This is a genomic window from Rhizobium sp. BK060 (genome assembly GCF_014193145.1).
GTDB lineage: Bacteria > Pseudomonadota > Alphaproteobacteria > Rhizobiales > Rhizobiaceae > Rhizobium.
Map to the genome: position 1 here is coordinate 192,069 of NZ_JACHYW010000002.1, position 14,835 is coordinate 206,903.

At 58.2% G+C, this 14,835-nt stretch carries 16 protein-coding genes and 1 tRNA gene; 14 read left to right on the top strand and 3 right to left on the bottom strand.

Translation table 11 applies throughout. The annotated features are described in order from the left end of the window. The first annotated feature begins 52 nt into the window (after positions 1 to 52). Positions 53 to 502 (top strand): phasin, encoded by a 450-nt coding sequence (locus FHT71_RS03080; protein WP_007796777.1) that lies wholly within the window; start codon positions 53 to 55, stop codon positions 500 to 502. 126 nt (positions 503 to 628) lie between these two features. Continuing rightward, positions 629 to 705: transfer RNA gene (locus FHT71_RS03085), tRNA-His, on the top strand. Positions 706 to 838: 133 nt separating this feature from the next. Here the strand turns inward: FHT71_RS03085 and ppk2 are convergent. Further along, entirely contained in the window at positions 839 to 1,756 is a 918-nt protein-coding gene (gene ppk2, locus FHT71_RS03090; protein ID WP_183718866.1) for a polyphosphate kinase 2, read from the bottom strand. 628 nt (positions 1,757 to 2,384) lie between these two features. On the opposite strand from ppk2, the gene FHT71_RS03095 reads away from it, so the two are divergent. From FHT71_RS03095 to FHT71_RS03110, 4 genes are all read left to right on the top strand, one after another. Continuing rightward, positions 2,385 to 3,038 carry a hypothetical protein gene (locus FHT71_RS03095; RefSeq protein ID WP_132588354.1) on the top strand — a complete coding sequence of 218 codons (654 nt, stop codon included), beginning with the start codon at positions 2,385 to 2,387 and terminating at the stop codon, positions 3,036 to 3,038. 494 nt (positions 3,039 to 3,532) lie between these two features. Next, positions 3,533 to 3,778: a helix-turn-helix domain-containing protein gene (locus FHT71_RS03100; protein WP_007796787.1), complete on the top strand. Its 246-nt coding sequence runs from the start codon at positions 3,533 to 3,535 to the stop codon at positions 3,776 to 3,778. A gap of 218 nt (positions 3,779 to 3,996) precedes the next feature. Continuing rightward, positions 3,997 to 4,461 carry a hypothetical protein gene (locus FHT71_RS03105; RefSeq protein WP_183718868.1) on the top strand — a complete coding sequence of 155 codons (465 nt, stop codon included), beginning with the start codon at positions 3,997 to 3,999 and terminating at the stop codon, positions 4,459 to 4,461. 63 nt (positions 4,462 to 4,524) lie between these two features. Then, on the top strand, positions 4,525 to 4,992 hold the full coding sequence (locus tag FHT71_RS03110) for a DUF4174 domain-containing protein (protein ID WP_132588356.1): 468 nt from the start codon (positions 4,525 to 4,527) through the stop codon (positions 4,990 to 4,992). Between the two features lie 18 nt (positions 4,993 to 5,010). On the opposite strand, the gene FHT71_RS03115 is transcribed toward FHT71_RS03110, so the two are convergent. Together FHT71_RS03115 and FHT71_RS03120 are read right to left on the bottom strand one after the other, a co-directional pair. Beyond that, positions 5,011 to 5,892, bottom strand: a complete 882-nt coding sequence (locus tag FHT71_RS03115; protein WP_007796796.1) for a LysR family transcriptional regulator — start codon at positions 5,890 to 5,892, stop codon at positions 5,011 to 5,013. After that, positions 5,889 to 6,203 carry a putative quinol monooxygenase gene (locus FHT71_RS03120; protein ID WP_132588357.1) on the bottom strand — a complete coding sequence of 105 codons (315 nt, stop codon included), beginning with the start codon at positions 6,201 to 6,203 and terminating at the stop codon, positions 5,889 to 5,891. The genes FHT71_RS03115 and FHT71_RS03120 overlap by 4 nt, the downstream gene beginning before the upstream one ends. A gap of 187 nt (positions 6,204 to 6,390) precedes the next feature. Here FHT71_RS03120 and FHT71_RS03125 point away from each other — a divergent pair, with 187 nt between their 5' ends. The 8 genes from FHT71_RS03125 (at position 6,391) to FHT71_RS03160 (ending at position 14,811) form a co-directional block, all read left to right on the top strand. After that, on the top strand, positions 6,391 to 7,887 hold the full coding sequence (locus tag FHT71_RS03125) for a CoA-acylating methylmalonate-semialdehyde dehydrogenase (RefSeq protein WP_132588358.1): 1,497 nt from the start codon (positions 6,391 to 6,393) through the stop codon (positions 7,885 to 7,887). Between the two features lie 259 nt (positions 7,888 to 8,146). Then, positions 8,147 to 8,632 carry an iron-responsive transcriptional regulator RirA gene (rirA, locus tag FHT71_RS03130; RefSeq protein WP_007796803.1) on the top strand — a complete coding sequence of 162 codons (486 nt, stop codon included), beginning with the start codon at positions 8,147 to 8,149 and terminating at the stop codon, positions 8,630 to 8,632. Positions 8,633 to 8,966: 334 nt separating this feature from the next. Beyond that, the gene (locus FHT71_RS03135; protein WP_007796805.1) at positions 8,967 to 10,562 is read left to right on the top strand and encodes an ABC transporter substrate-binding protein; all 1,596 of its coding nucleotides are present in this window, start codon (positions 8,967 to 8,969) and stop codon (positions 10,560 to 10,562) included. Between the two features lie 90 nt (positions 10,563 to 10,652). After that, a complete protein-coding gene (locus tag FHT71_RS03140; protein ID WP_132588359.1) occupies positions 10,653 to 11,657 on the top strand; it encodes an ABC transporter permease subunit in 1,005 nt (334 codons plus the stop codon). Positions 11,658 to 11,666: 9 nt separating this feature from the next. Next, positions 11,667 to 12,557 carry an ABC transporter permease subunit gene (locus FHT71_RS03145; protein ID WP_007796811.1) on the top strand — a complete coding sequence of 297 codons (891 nt, stop codon included), beginning with the start codon at positions 11,667 to 11,669 and terminating at the stop codon, positions 12,555 to 12,557. A 1-nt stretch (position 12,558) separates the two neighbouring features. Beyond that, a complete protein-coding gene (locus FHT71_RS03150) occupies positions 12,559 to 13,395 on the top strand; it encodes an ABC transporter ATP-binding protein (protein WP_132588360.1) in 837 nt (278 codons plus the stop codon). After that, on the top strand, positions 13,392 to 14,231 hold the full coding sequence (locus FHT71_RS03155; protein ID WP_183718870.1) for a dipeptide ABC transporter ATP-binding protein: 840 nt from the start codon (positions 13,392 to 13,394) through the stop codon (positions 14,229 to 14,231). Before FHT71_RS03150 ends, FHT71_RS03155 begins: the two co-directional genes overlap by 4 nt. 46 nt (positions 14,232 to 14,277) lie before the next feature. Beyond that, positions 14,278 to 14,811 (top strand): gluconokinase, encoded by a 534-nt coding sequence (locus tag FHT71_RS03160; RefSeq protein ID WP_183718871.1) that lies wholly within the window; start codon positions 14,278 to 14,280, stop codon positions 14,809 to 14,811. Positions 14,812 to 14,835: the final 24 nt, after the last annotated feature.

Below are 14,835 nucleotides of genomic sequence, written 5' to 3' on the forward strand. Positions count from 1 at the left end.
CATCTAACCTACGAGGCCATCACGCATGCCGAGGCAAAAGGAGCGCAAACCAATGGCTAACATAAAGATGGACGACGTTTTTTCAATGTCGTCGTTTGATCCTTCCAAGTTCACGGAATCCTTCCGCGACTTCGCTGAAAAGGGCGCGCAGCAGTCGCGCGAAGCCTACGCGAAGATGAAGAGCGCCGGCGAAGAAGCGAGCAAGACGCTCGAAGCAACGGTTCAGACGGCCCAGGCCGGCGCCGTTGAGATTGGCCACAAGGCGATCGACGCCCTGCGCACGAACGCTGAAAACTCGCTGACGCACATGGAAGCGCTGCTTGCCGTCAAGTCGGTCGCCGAACTCGTCGAACTCCAGACCACCTTCCTGCGCAAGCAGGTCGAGCTGACGATCGAGCAGGCCAAGACCATGCAGGAAACCTCGAAGCAGGTTGTCGAAAAGCTTGCCAAGCCTTCGAAAGAAGCAGCTGAAAAGGTCATGGCCTCCTTCAAGGCAGCCTGATTATTCGACAGGACACACGAAGGGCCGGACCATTTGTCCGGCCTTTTTGTATATTGGGGAGAGATAGGGCTTGAATTAATTTCCAAGTCCTCGTATGTGACCCCCGTCGCGTCGGACGCGATTTGTGCGGTTGTAGCTCAGTTGGTTAGAGCGCAGGTTTGTGGCACCTGAGGTCGGAGGTTCGAGACCCCCCAACCGTACCATTCTCTCCTTTTAGCAGAATCCCTTTCACTGTGGTCAACGGTCCGTACCAAGCTTTTGGTGTGGTCTCTGCTCAATTCGCGTAGTAGAAGCGAGCACAGCGGCCTCCACCGTGCCCGCGGACTGGTCTCCCAATCAATACTTCGATGGAACGTAAAGCTCCGGCGGCAGCACCTTGCGCTCGTAATCCGGATTGAAGACGCGATCGGGCAGCGTGATCTCCTCGTGCGGAACGTCGCCATAGGGGATCTGACGCAGCAGGTGGTCGATGCAGTTCAGCCGTGCCCGCTTCTTGTCGTTGCCTTCGACGATATGCCAGGGCGCTTCGGGAATGTTGGTGCGCGCCAAAGTCTCTTCTTTCGCCTTGGTATAGCCTTCCCAGCGGACGCGCGACTGCAGATCCATCGGCGAGAGCTTCCACTGCTTCAACGGGTCGTGGATACGCACGAGGAAGCGCATCTGCTGCTCTTCGTCGGTGATCGAGAACCAGTATTTGACCAGCCGGATGCCCGAGCGAACGAGCATGCGTTCGAATTCCGGCACGTCGTTGAAGAACTGGTCGACCTGGTCCTCGGTCGCAAATCCCATGACCCGCTCGACACCCGAGCGATTGTACCAGGAGCGGTCGAAGAGAACGATTTCGCCGCCGGCAGGCAGATGCGGCACGTAGCGCTGGAAGTACCACTGCGTTTTTTCGCGGTCGGAAGGGGCGGGCAATGCGACGGCACGGACGACGCGCGGATTGAGGCGCTGCGTGATGCGTTTGATCACGCCGCCCTTTCCTGCAGAATCGCGACCCTCGAAGATCACGACGACCTTCTCCTTGTTATAGACCACCCAATCCTGAAGCTTGATCAGCTCTGCCTGCAGCGACAGTAGCGCACGAAAATAGTCGAGCCGCGGAATCGATGCCGGGTGCGCGTTGCGATAGATCTTGCGGATTGCGTCGGAAAGCGCCGGCTCGGAGAGTTCCAACTCGTAATCCTCGTCCAGCGTGTCGGCCAGTTCGGCCTCAAGCCAGTCGGAATAGCTGTTGTCGGATGCATTGTTCATGGACGTTCACCCTCGATATGTTCGTGGCACGATTGGAAGTGCGGCTTTCGGTCAGCCTCAAACCGGTAGATGCAAAACGGCGACTGCGCTCTTCAAGTCCCGGCCGGGCGCAAGGGCGCTGCAGCCGAGCCTTGCGAGCAGTGGATCAGAATACAGGCAGGAACCACTTTCCTGATCTTGTTCCCTTAAGTGGAGAGCTGGCGCGATCATGACGATGTTCTTCAACCTGAACTATTGTCATCTCCGGCTCCTCTTGGGGCTAATCCTTAGTCGATCTATTCCTTTAGAATGAACCTCCTGTGACATTGGGCGCGCGCCTTGTGCATTGAGTTTGAAGAATTGCTCGCTCTATACGTGCGTCATCAAAGAATAAGACATGGATAAATTACGATATCGCGATATCGACGCGGTTTGGCCACGTTCTCGCCGCCCTTTGTTCATTCTTTACTAATAAATCGATCCTCGGGGAACGGGGCACCAAAAAGGGATCACAGACTGTCGGAACGTTTAATTCGCTCACTTGTCGAGGCCGATTGAATTCGGCGCTTGGTGCGATTTCCCGTATCCTGACACTCAGACCTACCTGCGTTCCAACGCTGTGATCCAATGAAATGAAAGGTGCATAAGTATGGGATTTACTCTCCTTATTCAGACTCTCGCCCAAGATCCGGCAATATCAATCAAGTCGGCCTTGAGAATAGTGCATTTCATTGGTTTGGCACTTGGCCTTGGTGCCGCAACCGTGCTTGATCTTCTTGTGTTGCGGTTTTTGATCAGAGGTAAGATTACGCAAGATCATTGGAAGGTCTTCAAGTTCGGCTCGAAAGTCGTCAACTGGGGCCTGATCCTGCTCTGGGCCACCGGGCTTGGTTTTCTCACTTACTACGGCGTCTTCGATCCGGCGAAGCTCGGCAATCAGAAGGTCTGGGCCAAGATGATCATCGTGCTCATCCTGACCGTTAACGGCGGCTTCATCCACTCCATCATCCTTCCGCGGGTGAAGAAGCAGATCGGTCGCTCGATCATGGAAGGCTTGCCTTCGTCGCATCGCAGTGTGTTCATCGTGTCGGGTGCGATTTCGGCCGTCTCCTGGTACGTGCCTATGATGCTCGGCGCCCTGCCGCAGCTGAACTTCGCAGTGCCGATGGGTACAATCCTGCTCGCCTATGCCGCGCTGCTGGGCTCAGCGATCCTGGTTGCCCACGCGTTGCTGTTCGTCATGACGGCTGGGCACATAGAGGAAGCCGAAGAAGACGTCGCTCTGTCCGCCGAGTTTGCGTGACGCCGACATTTCGATCTGTGCCCGTCGGGCCTGTCGAATGATCCTCTGTTCTCGCGGTGTCGTTGGATCCTACCTATATCCGCTACTGGACTTGCTTCGGAATGGCATGCCCCTTTCGAAGCAAGTCCGAACAAACTTTTCAGCCCTGCTGAAACGTTTTTTTACCCGAGGCCGCGTTGTTCGCATGATGGTCTCATTCGCCCGATTTCGGTCACAGTGATTCGTTTCGAAATCGACGCGAAGGCCTAAAATTAGGTGACAAATCGCCGCGCGCGTGACGTTTTTTGGCGTGTGGACGCCTCTATCGGCGTCATCGGGTAGGCCGGCAAAACTGCTTTGCTTACAAAGGGCAATCAGATTTTGCCAACTTGTTCGAGCTCCCGTCGTCGGGCTCTCGCCGATCACGGATTAACCATACTGCATTGCAAATCGTGATCGAGAGTGCCATTTTCTCGCCGGGGGCTAATTCAGAGTGATTTCAGAAGGAGACGTAAATGTCCATTTCGCTCAGCAATCTGGATGCATCCAAGGCTACCGCCGTTTCGGCCATGAATGTAGCCGCTGCTGTACGTGCCGCTCGAGAGGCCGTCGGCTATAGCGTCGATGACCTCGCAGTAACCTGCGGCCTGGTTGTCAATGAGATTGAGGAAATCGAGAGTGGTGAGGATGCTGATCCCGCCAAGCTCAAGCGGATCGCCTCTGCATTGCAGGTGCCGGTCTCATCGTTTGTCCCGATGTGATGTTGATCTCAGGGCCGGGCAGGCAAATTGCCCGCCTGGCCTTGCCCTCCTTCATCTCTTCTTAACCTTCTCCTCCGAACCGACTGAACGCTTTTGCCCGCAAAGGGTAGTTTTACCGTGGCTGATTGTGCTGTGCGTTAGCAACTTCATAGCAAATGTCCCCTCGAATGAGCCGAGCGCCTGTGCACTGCGGCGGATTCCTATATCGGGGAGGCAGAATGAGCCGGGCTCGTCGCATTGGCGCCACGCGGATTGATTTGAGCGAACTTATCAAGCGCGGCGCGCTTGCCGTCCTTTCTGTTCTCGCGGTCTTGCTGCCGATCCTGAGGGTCAGTTTCGTAAGCGAGTCGGACGACGTCGTCCTGGGGGATTTCCAGCTGCTGGGCGGGGCCGCCTATCTTTTGCCCGCTGCATTTCTTTGTGGTCTCGCGACCGTTATCATTGATCGCATGCGCGGCCACGCCCGCTTCGTCGACATGGCCGGATTGATTGTCGCTTTAGCGGCCGTCTCGCGTGCCGCTTATAGTCTCGGCTCAAGCCTTATGCATGACGCTGCGGCGGTTGATGCACCTTCGCAGGGGCTGGAACAATTGGCGCAAGTCTCCTTGTCCTACGGCGGCATTCCCTTGCTGCTGGTGCTGTTCGGCGCCTTTTGGCAATTGCGAAAATCCTGGCGCAGCTAGCCACATGCCCGCGGATGGAACCGCCGCTGCTCCCTAGACGTTCCGTCAACAGGAGAAATGTGCATGTCGAAAATGCTTCTATATGGTGCGACCAAGGTGGACGAAGGCAACAGCGCCTACTCCGCCATCGCGAGCCTTGAGCAGTTCCAGTGGCGCAACCGCGTTCTGGTCGTCTTTCCCGACAAGGGAAACGCGCGTGGCGCTCGTCAAGAAAACCAGTTACTTGCCAATCGCGATGCCCTGCAGGACCGCGATATGGTCATTCTCAAGATTGCCGGCGGCAGTGTGAGGGTTCTCTTCGGGGCCGGAAAAAATCTCGATGCTGCGGCGATTGCCGGCGAGTTGGGGGATCCCCCGACCGGAGAGTTCGCGGCCTTTCTCGTAGGCAAGGATGGAACGGTTAAGCTGAAAGTCAGCGAACCGATCTCGAGCGGTGAACTGTTTGCGATTATTGACAGCATGCCTGTGCGGGCAGCCGAGATTGCCTCGGACAAGCAGCAGACGAACGAAGAGTCCGAGAAGCGCGACTGACCTGACGTTGAGCCAAAATCACAGAAATATGTGACGTTCCGCAGCTACAAGTTCCTGAAGGAAGTCGGAGACCGTGCGCACCCGCACAAGTTCACGCGCGCTTTCGTGAAACGTCGTCCAGTAGGCTCGACGGATCGAAATCTCGGGCAGTATGCGCACCAGTTCGTCATGCTGCCGGGCAATATAGTCGTGCAGGATGCCGATCCCCGCGCCCGAAAGTACCGCCTCTGTCTGGCCGGTCGCCGAGGAAATCTCGAAGGCGGCGTTCCAGTTGCGCATCACCTCGCCAGTGAAGTTCAGCGATTGGGAGAAGATCAGATCCTCGACATAGCCGATCCGCCGGTGCGGCTTCAGCCCCTCTGCGTCAGCGGGCAGGCCGTTGAGCTCGGCATAGCTTCGAGAGGCGTAGAGACCGAGCGTGTAGTCCGTGAGCTTGGCCGAGACGAGGCGGCCCTGTTCTGGCCGCTCCAGAGTGATGGCGATATCGGCCTCACGCTGCGAAAGCGAGAAAGACCGTGGCACCGGCACGAGCTGGATCTTCAGTTCCGGATGGCGCTCGATCAGCCGGCCCATGCGAGGCGCGAGAAAGGACACACCGAAACCGTCAGGCGCTCCCACACGCACCGTTCCGGCGATCGCCGTATCGGTGCGGCCGAGATTGGCCTGCACGGACAGCATTTCGGTTTCCATTCGTTCCGCGGACGCGAGGAAAACTTCGCCCCCGGCCGTTAGCTCGCAGCCGTTTGTGCGGCGGACGAAGAGGCGGCTCTTCAACGACTCTTCCAGCGAGGTGAGCCGCCGCGAGAGCGTGGCGTGGTTGAGCCCCAGCCGTTTCGACGCGGCAAGGATTTGCCCGGTACGGGCAACTGCGAGGAAGATGCGGACGTCGTCCCAGTTCATGGCTTTGCTCGCATGATGACGGGTTCGACATCGACCAATGTCAGCGACGTCACCATCCCAGCGGTCGCGTTCTTGTACTTGAGGAAATGCGGCATCTGAAGATGCGCTTCGTAGGCCGCCTGGTTCGCATAGACCTCCAGGATGCGTATCTTGTGGGGACTGTCCTTGATGGAGACCGCGTTCAGCGACAGGACGCCGGCCTCCAGTGCGACGGACGCTTCGATCTCTTCGGTTAACATTACGCGATAGGTTTCGAGCTTGTCGGGATCGATCTCGAGCTCCGCAATTCTGACAACGAGTTTCCCGCTCATCGAAGCACTATCTCCTCTTCAGTTTGGATCGCCCGTGGTAGTCTAACCATGTCCTGTGTAGACCTTGAGGAAGATCAGCTCGATTGCTGAGCTTCAATTCATGCACAACGGTTGCTTATCTCGGCTCATTGATTTGTGCAAATTGAAGTGCGATTGTTTGCCATCCAAAAAACAGGAGGAGCACCCCATGCGTGAGATTGGTCATTTCATCGGCGGCAAGCACGTCGCCGGCACCAGCGGCCGCACCAGCAACGTCTACAATCCGGCAACCGGCGAAGTTCAGGCGACTGTCGCGCTGGCAAGCGTCGAGGACCTGCGTGCAGCTGTCGAGAACGCCAAGGCCGCTCAGCCAAAGTGGGCAGCGACGAACCCGCAACGCCGGGCCCGCGTCTTCTTCAAGTTCGTCGAGCTGCTGAACAAGCACATGGACGAACTCGCGACCCTCCTCTCCAGCGAGCACGGCAAGACGGTCGAGGATGCCAGGGGCGATATCGTCCGTGGTCTTGAAGTCTGCGAATTCGTCTGCGGTATTCCGCATCTGCAGAAGGGCGAATTCACTGAAGGCGCCGGCCCGGCAATCGACATGTACTCGATGCGCCAGGCGGTCGGCATCGGCGCGGGCATCACCCCGTTCAACTTTCCGGCCATGATCCCGATGTGGATGTTTGCCCCGGCGATTGCCTGCGGCAACGCGTTCATCCTGAAGCCGTCGGAGCGCGACCCGTCCGTGCCGCTGCGTCTTGCAGAACTCATGATTGAGGCTGGCCTCCCGGCAGGCATCCTGAACGTCGTCAATGGCGACAAGGCTGCGGTCGACGCCATCCTGACGGATCCGGATATCGGCGCGGTCTCCTTCGTCGGCTCCACCCCGATTGCCCGCTACGTCTATGGAACGGCTGCCATGAACGGCAAGCGCGCACAGTGCTTCGGCGGCGCGAAGAACCATATGATCATCATGCCTGACGCCGACATGGACCAGGCCGTCAACGCCCTGATGGGCGCAGGTTACGGTTCCGCCGGCGAGCGCTGCATGGCGATCTCCGTTGCCGTCCCGGTCGGTGAGGAAACCGCCAATCGCCTCGTCGAGAAGCTGACGCCGAAGATCGAGTCGCTCCGCATCGGTCCCTACACCGATGAGAAGGCCGACATGGGCCCGCTTGTTACCAAGGAAGCCTATACCCGCGTCAGTGGCCTGATCGATCGTGGCGTCGAGGAGGGTGCCAAGCTCGTCGTCGATGGCCGCGGGTTCAAGCTGCAGGGTTATGAGAACGGCTATTTCGTCGGTGGTACGCTGTTCGACCATGTCACGCCCGACATGGACATCTATAAGACCGAAATCTTCGGGCCTGTCCTCTCCGTCGTTCGCGCCAAGAACTACGAGGAAGCCCTCGACCTGCCGATGAAGCACGAATACGGCAACGGTGTCGCGATCTACACCCGTGACGGCGATGCCGCGCGTGACTTTGCTTCGCGCATCAACATCGGCATGATCGGCATCAACGTGCCGATCCCGGTTCCGCTTGCCTATCATTCTTTCGGCGGTTGGAAGGCATCGAGCTTCGGCGACCTCAACCAGCACGGCACGGACTCGATCAAGTTCTGGACCAAGACCAAGACGATCACCGCCCGCTGGCCTTCGGGCATAAAGGACGGCGCCGAATTCGTCATGCCGACGATGAGTTAGACCGAACGAGTGACGTTTTAATTGGGGGCTTCGGCCCCCAATTTGCGTTGAGGTGTCGAAGTCTGTGCTTTTGGGCGCTTTCCTGCTGATTGCCGATAATCGCGTGTGACTTCTTCTCGGGCGCGGCGAGTTCCGATTGAAAAATTGTTGTGGCAATCCGTCTCACATAAGGTGAATATGAATTTCATATTTTGGAATTGTTCAAAACTAGCAAAGCCCCTATATAGGGGACTCGTAACAGACGATTCTGGAGATCGGCATGCGTTTGACCAAGCAGACCAACTATGCGGTTCGCATGTTGATGTATTGCGCTGCCAATGAAGGGCAGCTGAGCCGGATTCCGGAGATTGCCAAGGCGTATGGCGTTTCCGAGCTCTTTCTGTTCAAGATTCTGCAGCCTCTGAACAAGGCAGGCCTGGTCGAGACGGTTCGTGGCCGCAACGGCGGTGTGCGGCTCGGCAAGCCGGCGAAGGACATTAGCCTCTTCGACGTCGTTCGCGTCACGGAAGATAGCTTTGCGATGGCAGAGTGCTTCGAGGATGACGGCATGGTCGAGTGCCCGCTTGTCGATAGTTGCGGCTTGAACTCCGCCTTGCGCAAGGCGCTCAACGCCTTCTTCGACGTGCTGACGCAGTATTCGATCGACGATCTCGTCAAGGCGCGGCCGCAGATCAACTTCCTGCTGGGCCTGACGGGCAATCAGGAATCGCGTCGCAAGCCGACGATTGCCGCTCCGGCAGCCTAAACCTCGCTGACGAAATTTTGATGCGACCGTGGCCGCGTTTCGCGCCGCGGTCGTTCTGTTTTAGGGGAATTTGGGGCGAAAAATTCGCGCATGGCGTGTGCGGCAATGCTCTAGCCGACGCGAAATTATACCAAATGCGACAGGAATCGAGTTTATCCAGTCCGTTTATTTCTAAATGCGGCCCATTTTTGGCGGAAAATTACTAAAGTTGTCCATCTGGAAAAATTTTCCACTTCGGTCGTTGATTTCAGCAAATAAATGTCGTTCCATCTGCCGTCATTCCGGAGGGTTTCCGGGATTTCAAATAAAAGAACAAACCTGGGAAAACGATATCATGAAAAAGATGTCTGTCTTGTTGGCCGCGACGGTCCTGGCTTCGGCCATGGCATCCGCAGCCTGGTCCAAAACGCTCGTTTACTGCTCCGAGGGCTCGCCGGAAGGCTTCGATCCCGGCATTTACACTGCAGGCACCACCTTCGACGCTTCCTCGCGCACGGTCTACAGCCGTCTCGTCGAGTTCCAGCACGGCAAGACCGAAATCGAGCCGGGCCTAGCTGAAAGCTGGACGGTTTCCGACGACGGTACGGTCTACACCTTCAAGCTCCGTCCGGGCGTCAAGTTCCAGGCGACAGAGTTCTTCACCCCGAGCCGCGATCTGAACGCTGATGACGTCGTCTTCTCGTTCGAGCGCCAGCTGAAGGCTGACAGCCCGTGGGCCAAGTATGTCGCCGGCGTTTCCTACGAATATGCTGCAGGCATGGGCTTCCCGGATCTCATCAAGTCGGTCGAGAAGGTCGACGACCTGACCGTCAAGTTCACGCTGAACCATCCGGAAGCACCGTTCCTTGCCGACCTGGCAATGGACTTCGCCTCTGTGCTGTCGAAGGAATATGCCGACAAGCTACAGGCTGACGGCAAGATGGAACAGATGAACCAGATGCCGCTCGGCACCGGTCCGTACACCTTCGTTGCCTACCAGCCGGATGCCGTCATCCGCTACAAGGCCAACGAAACCTACTTCAAGGGCAAGGAAAAGATCGACGATCTCGTTTTCGCGATCACTCCGGACGCTTCCGTCCGTGCTCAGAAGCTGAAGGCTGGCGAATGCCACATCATGCCATACCCGAACGCGGCGGACATCAAGGACCTGCAGACGGACTCGAACCTGAAGGTTCTGGAACAGCCGGGCCTGAACGTTTCCTACCTCGCCTACAACACCCTCCAGGCTCCGTTCGATAAGGCGGAAGTCCGCAAGGCGCTGAACATGGCGATCAACAAGCAGGCGATCGTCGAGGCCGTCTTCCAGGGCGCCGGCCAGGTTGCCAAGAACCCGATCCCGCCGACGATGTGGTCGTACAACGATGCCATCAAGGATGATGCCTACAACCCGACCGAAGCCAAGGCCATGCTCGAAAAGGCTGGCGTCAAGGATCTCAGCATGAAGATCTGGGCGATGCCGGTTTCGCGTCCGTACATGCTGAACGCACGTCGCGCCGCTGAACTGATGCAGGCTGACCTTGCCAAGGTTGGCGTCAAGGTCGACATCGTCACCCACGAATGGGCTGAATACCTGAAGCTCTCCAAGGACAAGGCCCGCGATGGCGCTGCAATCCTCGGCTGGACGGGTGACAACGGCGACCCGGACAACTTCCTTGACACTCTGCTCGGCTGCGAAGCCGTCGGCGGCAACAACCGCGCGCAGTGGTGCAACAAGGAATTCGACGATCTCGTGAAGAAGGCCAAGAAGACCGCTGACGTCGCAGAGCGCACCAAGCTCTACGAACAGGCGCAGGTCGTCTTCAAGAAGGAAGCTCCGTGGGCGACGATCGATCACTCCACAGAATTCGTACCGATGAGCGCCAAGGTTTCCGGTTTCGTGCAGGATCCGGTCGGCGTTCACCGCTTCGACGGCGTTGATATCGCCGAGTAATCAAAATTATGCAAAGATGCCCGGCAACCCCGGGCTTGGCCGGCGGTCAGGTTTAATACCTGACCGCCGGAACACTATGGACACTTGCCAATGTTGCGATTTCTCATCGGACGCCTCGCGATCCTGATCCCAACCTTCATCGGCGTTTCGCTCATCGCCTTTTCGTTCATCCGTCTGCTGCCCGGCGATCCGGTCATGCTGATGTCGGGCGAACGCGTGATGGCGCCGGAACGCCATACCCAGGTCATGCATGATCTCGGCCTCGATCGTCCGGTCTACGTGCAGTACCTCGATTACCTCAGCAATGTGGTGCAGGGCGATCTGGGGGCGTCGATCGTCACCAAGCGCCCGGTTCTGCAGGAGTTCGGCACGCTTTTCCCGGCGACGCTGGAGCTTTCGCTCTGCGCCATCCTTTTTGCGATAGTGCTCGGCATCCCCGCCGGCATCTTCGCGGCCGTCAAACGGGGAACATGGTTCGACCAGAGCGTCATGGGCGTGGCTCTTGTTGGCTATTCGATGCCGATCTTCTGGTGGGGCCTGCTGCTTATCGTTCTCTTCTCGAACACACTGCATTGGACGCCCGTCTCCGGCCGCATCGGGCTGATGTATTTCTTCAAGCCGGTTACCGGTTTTATGTTGATCGATAGCCTGCTGTCCGGTCAGGCCGGTGCCTTCAAGTCTGCCGCCTCATCGCTGATACTCCCGACAATCGTTCTGGGCACCATTCCGCTTGCGGTCATCGCCCGCCAGACGCGCTCGGCCATGCTCGAGGTGCTGGGCGAAGATTATGTTCGGACAGCGCGTTCGAAGGGCCTCGCGCCGTTGCGCGTCGTCGGCCTGCATGCGTTGCGCAACGCCATGATCCCGGTCGTAACCTCGATCGGTCTGCAGGTCGGCGTGCTGCTCGGCGGCGCAATCCTGACGGAAACGATCTTCTCCTGGCCGGGTATCGGAAAATGGATGGTCGATGCCGTCTTCAAGCGCGATTACACCGTCGTTCAGGGCGGGCTGCTGTTGATCGCCGGCATCATCATGGTCGTCAATCTGATCGTCGACCTCATGTACGGTCTCATCAATCCACGTATTCGTCACTAGGAGCGGCTTATGAGTGTGATAACCACCAAGTCGACCCAGCCGTCAGGGCTCTCTGAGTTCTGGTACTATTTCTCTCGCAACAAGGGCGCTGTCGTCGGTTTCGGCGTCTTCCTGCTGGTCCTGCTGATGGCGATCTTCGCGCCGTTGATTGCTCCGCATAATCCGATCTTGCCCTATGAGGGCATGCAGCGCCTGCCGCCGGCGTGGTCGGAAAAGGGCAATCCGATGTTCCTGCTCGGCACCGATGCCGTCGGTCGCGATATGCTGTCGCGTCTGATTTATGGCACGCGCTTTTCGCTGTTCATCGGCCTCGTCGTCGCATCGCTATCGGCTGTCGCCGGCGTGCTGCTCGGCGTTGTCGCGGGTTATTTCCGGGGCAGGGTCGATACCTTCATCATGCGCGTCATGGACATCATCCTGGCCTTCCCTTCATTGCTTCTGGCTCTCGTGCTGGTCGCCGTCCTAGGGCCGGGCCTCGTGAACGCCATGATCGCGATCTCGATCGTGAATCAGCCGCACTTCGTTCGTCTGACACGCGCCGCTGTGATCAGCGAGCGCGAGAAGGAGTATGTCGTGGCCTCCCGCGTGGCCGGCGCCGGCACGTTCCGCCTCATGTTCAAGACGATTTTGCCGAATTGTCTGGCACCCCTGATCGTCCAGGCGACGCTCGCATTCTCGGCCGCGATCCTCGACGCTGCAGCCCTTGGCTTCCTCGGCCAAGGCGCCCAGCCGCCGACGCCAGAATGGGGCACGATGCTCGCGGACTCGCGTGAGTTCCTACAGAGCAACCCTTGGCTCGTGACTTTCCCGGGTCTCTGCATCCTTATCACGGTTCTCGCTATCAACCTGATGGGCGATGGTCTGCGCGATGCGCTTGATCCCAAACTGAAGAGGTCCTGAGATGGCACTTCTTGAAATTGAAAATCTCGTCGTCGAATTCCAGACGTCAACGGGTCCGTTTCGCGCCGTCGATGGTGTGTCGCTCAAGGTAGATGCGGGGGAAGTCCTCGCAATCGTCGGAGAGTCGGGATCCGGTAAGTCGGTGTCCATGCTCGCGGCGATGGGGCTTCTACCATGGACGGCAAAGGTGACGGCCGACAAGATGGTCTTTGACGGCCGCAATCTGCTTGGCATGTCAGCAAGCGAACGACGCAAGATCATTGGCAAGGATATGTCGATGATCTTCCAGGAACCGATCGCCAGCCTCAATCCCTGCTTCACGGTCGGTTTTCAGATCGAAGAGGTTCTGCGAATCCATCTAGGCCTAGATAAGGCTGCGCGGCGCAAGCGCGCGATCGAGCTGTTCGAGGCCGTCGGCATTCCCAACCCCGCCGAGCGGCTCAGCCATTTCCCGCATCAGATGTCGGGTGGCCAGTGCCAGCGCGTCATGATCGCCATTGCGATCGCCTGCAATCCGAAGCTTTTGATCGCCGACGAACCGACCACGGCGCTCGACGTGACCATTCAGAAGCAGATCCTCGATCTCCTGATGCGGCTGCAGACGGAGCATCGCATGGGCCTCATTATGATTACGCACAACATGGGCGTCGTCGCCGAGACGGCCGATCGGGTGATCGTTCAATACAAGGGCCGCAAGATGGAAGAGGCCGACGTCCTGTCGCTCTTCGAATCCCCGAAGAGCGATTATACAAGGGCGCTGCTTGCCGCCCTGCCGGAAAATGCCACCGGTGACCGGCTGCCGACCATCGGCGAAATTTTCAAGGGAGCGGCCCAATGACGCCAGTCCTCGAAGCAAAGAACATTGTCCGCAACTATTACCTGCCGGGCGGCCTCTTCAAGAAGGAGAGGACCGTACATGCCGTCAAGGGTGTGAGCTTCACGGTGGAGCAGGGCAAGACGCTGGCGATCGTCGGCGAAAGCGGTTGCGGCAAGTCGACGCTTGCCCGCATTGTCACGATGATCGATCCGGCGAGCGGCGGCGATCTGTTCATCGACGGCAAGAAGGTCGATATCGCCGCAGGCGACCTGACGCCGGAAATTCGCCGCAAGGTACAGATCGTCTTCCAGAACCCCTACGGTTCGCTGAACCCACGCAAGAAGATCGGTGACATCCTGATGGAGCCCCTGATCATCAACACCGATACGCCCGCTGCCGAGCGACGCGAATTGGCAATGGCGATGCTCAAGAAGGTCGGCCTCCAGGAGGTCCATTTCAACCGCTACCCGCATATGTTCTCCGGCGGCCAGCGTCAGCGTATCGCAATCGCTCGCGCTCTGATGTTGAAGCCAAGACTCCTGGTTCTCGACGAGCCGGTGTCCGCGCTTGATCTCTCGGTCCAGGCCCAGGTGCTCAATCTGCTCGCTGACCTGCAGGACGAGTTGAACCTTACCTATGTCTTCATCAGCCACGACCTGTCGGTCGTCCGCTATATGGCCGACGATGTCATGGTGATGTATTTCGGAGAGGCTGTGGAGTACGGCACGCGGGATCAGGTTTTCAATGATCCGCAGCACAGCTACACGAAGACGTTGTTTGCGGCGACGCCGCGCGCCGATGTCGAAACCATCAGGGCGCGTATTGCGCGCAAGAATGCCACCCTGGCTGCTTCGTAGGAAGGGTTCGCCAGCGTTAGCGACACCGGTGCCGGAGCGATAAACGATGCCAGAGACTAATCGGGACCCTTGCGCCATTATCGTTATGGGGGTCAGTGGTTGTGGCAAATCCTCCATCGGCCTGAAGATTTCGGACGCCCTCGGCATGCAATTTGTCGAGGGCGACCAGCTTCATCCGGCATCGAATGTCGAGAAGATGTCGAAAGGCATTCCGCTGACGGATGACGACCGCATGCCTTGGCTCGATCTCATCGGTGAAACGATGAAGGCATCGCTCGATCGCGAGCAAGGCGTCATCGTTTCCTGCTCGGCGCTGAAGCGCACCTATCGCGACCGACTGCGCAAGGCGGCAAATGGAAAGCTCCTTTTCGTCTATCTGTCAGGCTCGAAGGAGCTGTTGGCGAAACGAATGGGCGAGCGCAAGGGCCACTTCATGCCCATGTCGCTGCTGGAGAGCCAACTCGCAACGCTGGAAGTGCCGACTGGAGAACCTGGCGTTGTGACCGTCGATATCGACGATACGATCGAAGGGATCGCGGAGGCGGCGCTCCGCGATCTCAAGTCGTTGGGCGTCGCTTAGCCATCGGTCCGCAACAGGACCTTC

Excerpts from the sequence above, each read along its gene's own strand:
- FHT71_RS03080 (WP_007796777.1), top strand. The coding sequence starts at position 53 with ATGGCTAACATAAAGATGGACGACGTTTTTTCAATGTCGTCGTTTGAT.
- ppk2 (WP_183718866.1), bottom strand. The coding sequence starts at position 1,756 with ATGAACAATGCATCCGACAACAGCTATTCCGACTGGCTTGAGGCCGAA.
- FHT71_RS03095 (WP_132588354.1), top strand. The coding sequence starts at position 2,385 with ATGGGATTTACTCTCCTTATTCAGACTCTCGCCCAAGATCCGGCAATA.
- FHT71_RS03100 (WP_007796787.1), top strand. The coding sequence starts at position 3,533 with ATGTCCATTTCGCTCAGCAATCTGGATGCATCCAAGGCTACCGCCGTT.
- FHT71_RS03105 (WP_183718868.1), top strand. The coding sequence starts at position 3,997 with ATGAGCCGGGCTCGTCGCATTGGCGCCACGCGGATTGATTTGAGCGAA.
- FHT71_RS03110 (WP_132588356.1), top strand. The coding sequence starts at position 4,525 with ATGTCGAAAATGCTTCTATATGGTGCGACCAAGGTGGACGAAGGCAAC.
- FHT71_RS03115 (WP_007796796.1), bottom strand. The coding sequence starts at position 5,892 with ATGAACTGGGACGACGTCCGCATCTTCCTCGCAGTTGCCCGTACCGGG.
- FHT71_RS03120 (WP_132588357.1), bottom strand. The coding sequence starts at position 6,203 with ATGAGCGGGAAACTCGTTGTCAGAATTGCGGAGCTCGAGATCGATCCC.
- FHT71_RS03125 (WP_132588358.1), top strand. The coding sequence starts at position 6,391 with ATGCGTGAGATTGGTCATTTCATCGGCGGCAAGCACGTCGCCGGCACC.
- rirA (WP_007796803.1), top strand. The coding sequence starts at position 8,147 with ATGCGTTTGACCAAGCAGACCAACTATGCGGTTCGCATGTTGATGTAT.
- FHT71_RS03135 (WP_007796805.1), top strand. The coding sequence starts at position 8,967 with ATGAAAAAGATGTCTGTCTTGTTGGCCGCGACGGTCCTGGCTTCGGCC.
- FHT71_RS03140 (WP_132588359.1), top strand. The coding sequence starts at position 10,653 with ATGTTGCGATTTCTCATCGGACGCCTCGCGATCCTGATCCCAACCTTC.
- FHT71_RS03145 (WP_007796811.1), top strand. The coding sequence starts at position 11,667 with ATGAGTGTGATAACCACCAAGTCGACCCAGCCGTCAGGGCTCTCTGAG.
- FHT71_RS03150 (WP_132588360.1), top strand. The coding sequence starts at position 12,559 with ATGGCACTTCTTGAAATTGAAAATCTCGTCGTCGAATTCCAGACGTCA.
- FHT71_RS03155 (WP_183718870.1), top strand. The coding sequence starts at position 13,392 with ATGACGCCAGTCCTCGAAGCAAAGAACATTGTCCGCAACTATTACCTG.
- FHT71_RS03160 (WP_183718871.1), top strand. The coding sequence starts at position 14,278 with ATGCCAGAGACTAATCGGGACCCTTGCGCCATTATCGTTATGGGGGTC.